The 4,887-nt window shown below is 63.4% G+C and carries 4 protein-coding genes and 1 pseudogene; all 5 read right to left on the minus strand.

The genetic code is table 11. The annotated features are described in order from the left end of the window. Positions 1-116: 116 nt before the first annotated feature. The gene (locus ACHFGS_RS12405; protein ID WP_394279875.1) at positions 117-3,092 is read right to left on the minus strand and encodes a type ISP restriction/modification enzyme; all 2,976 of its coding nucleotides are present in this window, start codon (positions 3,090-3,092) and stop codon (positions 117-119) included. A 326-nt stretch (positions 3,093-3,418) separates the two neighbouring features. Continuing rightward, positions 3,419-3,739 carry a multidrug efflux SMR transporter gene (locus ACHFGS_RS12410; RefSeq protein WP_239281899.1) on the minus strand — a complete coding sequence of 107 codons (321 nt, stop codon included), beginning with the start codon at positions 3,737-3,739 and terminating at the stop codon, positions 3,419-3,421. Then, the gene (locus tag ACHFGS_RS12415; RefSeq protein ID WP_239281897.1) at positions 3,739-4,083 is read right to left on the minus strand and encodes a multidrug efflux SMR transporter; all 345 of its coding nucleotides are present in this window, start codon (positions 4,081-4,083) and stop codon (positions 3,739-3,741) included. The genes ACHFGS_RS12410 and ACHFGS_RS12415 overlap by 1 nt, the downstream gene beginning before the upstream one ends. Beyond that, positions 4,080-4,619 (minus strand): TetR/AcrR family transcriptional regulator, encoded by a 540-nt coding sequence (locus tag ACHFGS_RS12420; protein ID WP_239281895.1) that lies wholly within the window; start codon positions 4,617-4,619, stop codon positions 4,080-4,082. The genes ACHFGS_RS12415 and ACHFGS_RS12420 overlap by 4 nt, the downstream gene beginning before the upstream one ends. 176 nt (positions 4,620-4,795) lie before the next feature. Then, positions 4,796-4,887 (minus strand): annotated as a pseudogene (locus tag ACHFGS_RS12425) (ATP-binding protein); the annotation flags it as partial.

Consider the following 4,887-nt stretch of genomic DNA (forward strand, 5'->3'; position numbering starts at 1 on the left):
ACATCCTCGCCAAGAGCAGGCTCACCCTCGTCGCCGACACCGGCACGGAGGAGGTGAACACCGACAGCACCCTCGAGCTCACCGCCTGAACCATCAACAGATCGAAGGAACCCGAACTACACCACTCCCTGGGACTTGACCGTCTCAGTTGATGACTGGTAGCTGAATTCAGCGGGAAACGCTGCGCCCGCGGGTTGAATCGGCGCTGTTGCGCGAGCAACAGCGGGAAGTGTGGGGGAACTGCCGCCCGCGAGGAGTTTTCGAGTACCGCCGGTCAAACCACGAAGCAGCACATCGCCGGCTACGGCCGCGCGACGGAACAACGCCTCATCTTCCGTGAAGGGAATCCGCACGCCGTCATGAGCGATGTCCTCTCGTAAGCGCTCCGCGAATGCAGCAGTCCCTGTCAGAGCGAATACGTAGGCAATGATCTCGTCAGGGGTGACGGGAGACCCATAAACCTCGCTGAGCCGTTTCACGAGTTCAGGATTAACGTTGGCGCCCTTGGCGCCCCGTCTTTTGGGGAGCACGATTCCGCCGCGGTTGTTGGTGCCATTGAGGTCCGGTACTGCGCGGTGAGCAATCAGGGCGGGGCCCTCGGTGGTTTCAGCATCCACCGTTGTGAAAAACACTTGCTCCTCGTCGGCGGTCAGCCACAGCGCGGGCCGGGGCATATCAATCACGCGGGCGTCAGCAACGCACCATTGTTCATCAAAAGCGCGGAACCCGATCCGCCGCACTCCATCGGGCTCAGCGCCGGGGGTGAGGTTAGCTATCGCGGGTAGGCGCAATCCTGGAGTGTTGAAGGATCCATATTCGCGAACCGGGTCCGCATCGCGGGATTTCTTCAGTAGCGCAAGTCGCTCTGCTTTCGGCGCGGCGACGAGCATGTCCCATCGCTTGCGCGCCAACTCTGCCGTCTCCGCAACGGGCCAGGAACGGCTGAACTGGATGCCGCGTGCAGTCCACGGGAAGACATCCGTAATCGGCGTCCAGGTCGCATATTCCGTGCCGGAGTCTGGTGTAAGAGGCGCGAGCGGGTCGGGGGCTGCGGGAAGGAGCGTCCATTCTTCGTCTAGCGAAGCGAGGGTTTCGAACTTACTTGCACGTGAGCCCCTCAGGCTCCGAAAGCGGATTTCTGGGTCTTGCCCCACCCGGTCCTCTCGCCGCACACACAAGGCAACAGCAACGGGCGTCCGGATACCCTCGAAAACGTTCTCGTCCCCACGTGCGGCGGCCCGAGAATCCCCGCCGAGGTCGGTGATCCATATGTGCGTGAACTGCTCCCGAAGTGTCGCGCGCAGGCCTCCGAAGGCGGGTCCGGTCAAGTATGAGGACGCGGTTACGAAGCAGACGATCGAGTTGCCGAGATGTTGCTCGGTGGCCTTCCAGATGCCCCATCGCCAGAAGTAGACGAAATCGTTGTACAGCTGGAGTGATTGCTGAGCGCGTGTCGTCGTATCCAGCCGGTCGAGGAATGTGCTCAGCAGTCCGGTGGAACCGGGCGTCGCGCCATAGCGGACCATGCCGCCCTTACGTCGCGCAGCCGCCCCTGAACCGGTGGTATCCCGGTCGTATGGCGGATTGCCAATCACGACGGTCACGGGGGTGGCGGCGGACTTCACCACGCTGGCACGGATCTGCTCCTCGACGAGACGTTGTTCGAAGATTGGGATCGTTGCGCCGGCGTCGCTGCTGACGCCCTCGGTGAGCGTGTCTGTGAGGAGCACGTTGACCCCCTTTGCGGGTGGGGATCCGCCGGCTTCGGCAACCGCCCGTGACAACCGAAGATGAGTAACGGCGTATGGGCCGACGAGAAACTCGAAGGCATATAGATTCTTAGCGACCTGCGTTGCCACCTCAGCTGCGAATCCCGGCCCGCCCCAGTGCGTAGCGTTCGCCACGGCAAGTTCAAGAGCGGCCAGCGGGAAGGTTCCGGTCCCCGCGGCGGGATCGAGCGTTACGACGGAAGGATCCCCGAATCCGTCAACGCGGCCAAGGTGGTCGCGCAGCGCACGGTCTGTCGCCCCCACCATGTAGCGGACGAGTTCGATGGGCGTGTAATAGACGCCTCTGTTGTTGCGTTGCACCGGGTCGTATGCGGCGAGGAAATCTTCGTAGAAGTACAGCCACGGGTCTTTGTGCTTACCGAGGCGTGTGGCATCGACTGCGTCGATGAGCCGTTCGAGCAGTCCGGCAGGCAACGCGATGGCTGTACGTACGGCCGGCTGTCCCAACACGCGGAGACTCTGCGCGAGGAGAGCGTGGTCGGCGTCAAGTTCCGATGCGGCCGACTCAGCACTCAGGGGCGAGGTCGCACCCTCTAGCCGCGCGAGAAGCAGCGCATACGTGAACGTCTGCGCGTAGCCATCCGCGAAACCCGCTTCGTCGACGTCAGGAAAGAGCGTGGTCTGCCACTCGCCCATCAGCTTGCGGAGGATCCCGTTTGCTTCAACGTCTGCGAGGACTTCATTCCGCAACAGGCGAGTTACTGGCGCTAGCGCCTGTGCGAGAGCCTTGGGCGACGACGGTACAGTCGGCGCCCAGTCCAGAAAGTCGAGCAGTAGGTCGAGCAGGGCCGTCATGCTCTCTTCATCAGCCTGGACACCGGTCGGGTCGAGAAGGTCCACTTTGAGGTCCACCCGCGACCGCGCGAGAACCCCGGATCGAAATAATGACCACTGCGTCCCGTCCGTGTAGATGAGATTCGGGATCGCCTGGAACCGTGTCCACTGGTCACGGCTGTGCTTGTCGCGGAAGCGGCGGGGATCGGCGCCGAGCCCCGGCGCCTTGAGCTCTACGCTCCCCACGGGCAGCTGATCAGACTCGATGCCAAGATCGGGTCTCCCTGCGATGCCGTCGATCCGCACCTCTGTCCGGTACGTAATGTTCAGATCCGCTGCCACGCCGGCTGCTTGCACCACGTTCCCGACCGGCGCTTTGAGTTGATCCTCGGGTTGCGCGATGGTGAAGGACGCGTAATTGGCTCGCAGGCCAGCGATGGCATTGGTGAGGTGGCTGAAGAACCCGCTGCGCTGCTCCTCAGTGAGCGCGGCTGACCGCCAGGGCAGGGGTGTGGCGTCTAAGGTCACGTGCAACTCCCGGAGGTCATGCCTTCTTATCGAGGTGGTCCAGGATCATCACTAGATCTTCGGCATCCTCAGCGCCGTACATCTGCATTTCCTGAAGCTTTCCGTCACCATCCACAGCGCCGAGCCTACTCACGAGGGACTTAGGAGCCTCTCCCCTTCGGGCGCACCACAAACCACTCGACGGTCGGTGTCCGATAGGGGATCGGCTTGCGGGCGCCGCTCGATGGGCGAACATGCGCGCCTGATCGAAGCAGCGGGTCCTCGACAGGGACGCAGTTCGGGATCCCGCTCCGAACTTGTTGCAGGGGCCCGTCCGGTTCGCGTGGTTAGTGTGTGGCGCCGAGTTCGACGAGGAGGACTCCGCCGACGACGAGGGCGATGCCGGCGGCCATGATCCAGGTGAAGGGTTCGTCGAAGAGCAGTTTGCTGAGGATGGCGGTGAGGGCGACGCCGGATGCTGCCCAGATGCCGTAGGCAACGCCGAGGCCCATTCCGGCGCTCAGGGTGAGGGACAGGAATGCGAAGGCGGCGAGGTAGCCGATCGCGACGCCGGCGATCCAGATCTTCTTGCCGTGTGTGGCCATGCGCAGTGCGAGGGTGCCGGCGACTTCGAAGAGGATCGCGCCGATGAGGAACAGCCAGGCCATCAGAGTGCCTCTCGCTTCTTGGCGGCTCGTTGGGAGCCGAGCTCGATGGTGAGGACGCCGAGGATGATCAGCGCGATCCCGCCCAGCATCACGGGGGTGAGTGCTTCACCGAAGATGACCGCGGACAGGATGGCGGTGAGTGCGACACCGGAGGCGCCCCAGATCCCGTATGCGACGCCGAGCGCCATCCCCTGCCGCAGAGTGAGGGAGAGGAACAGGAAGGCGCTGATGAATCCGGCTGCCACGAGTGCGTACCAGGCGGGGTGGTCGAGTGCCGCCTTCAGGGAGAGGGAGCCGGCGGCCTCGCTGAGGATCGCGCCGACGAGGAAGAGCCACTTCTTCATGCTTCGACTTTCGAGAGGAGTTCATACGCAGCCGCGAGGATCACGGCCCGTTCGTCGGGTGTGGGGATGTTGATGCCTGTGGCGCCGGCGAACCAGGCGCCGTCCGCGAGCAGCCGAACAGCTGTGATGTATCCGCGCTCAGGGAGCGCCAGCTGCTCGAGGCCCACGAACCAGGTCGAGATCCGCTCCGCCCACCGGGCGGTGAGCTCTTGGCGCAGGCGGGGGTCGGTGAGCATCACGATGTCGGCAGGGTCGGGTTCACGGGTGACGCAGGCCTCGACGTAGATGCCCGCTCGCTCGCGCATTGTCGAGCCCTGGAACGGGGATGTGAGCCGGGCGTCCATCTCGCGCTGCCACTCGTCGGCGACGTGATCGACAAGGCCGAGCATGAGCGCTTCCTTCGTTCGGAAGTGATACATCAGACCCGGTTTGGACAGCCCGGAAGACTGCGCCACCGAGTCGAACGAGATCGCCCCACCGCCACGGATGATGTCGAGAGCGTGCGCGAGGATCTCTTCACGCGAGTTCGATGCCATGCATCTACTTTACCATCCGGTTGGTTAAGCGCGCCTCCGGCATGTTCATAGCGGAGAGCTGCTGCCCCGCCGGGCTCGATAACGGAACTGCCCGTTTAGGGATCGCTCAATGAGACAACGGACATGCCTGTGGAGTTCGTCGCTCTTTGGCGGCGTTCTGTGATGGCTTTGCGTCGCTAGTTTCCGATGACGAGGATGCTGGCCGCGGCTTCAACGACGTCGTCGGTGATCGTGTCGAGCTGGTTGATCTTTAGTACCCGGGTGATCT

It is taken from the genome of Microbacterium sp. (assembly GCF_043427715.1).
Taxonomy (GTDB): Bacteria; Actinomycetota; Actinomycetes; order Actinomycetales; family Microbacteriaceae; genus Microbacterium.

Excerpts from the sequence above, each read along its gene's own strand:
- ACHFGS_RS12410 (WP_239281899.1), bottom strand. The coding sequence starts at position 3,739 with ATGGCCTGGCTGTTCCTCATCGGCGCGATCCTCTTCGAAGTCGCCGGC.
- ACHFGS_RS12415 (WP_239281897.1), bottom strand. The coding sequence starts at position 4,083 with ATGAAGAAGTGGCTCTTCCTCGTCGGCGCGATCCTCAGCGAGGCCGCC.
- ACHFGS_RS12420 (WP_239281895.1), bottom strand. The coding sequence starts at position 4,619 with ATGGCATCGAACTCGCGTGAAGAGATCCTCGCGCACGCTCTCGACATC.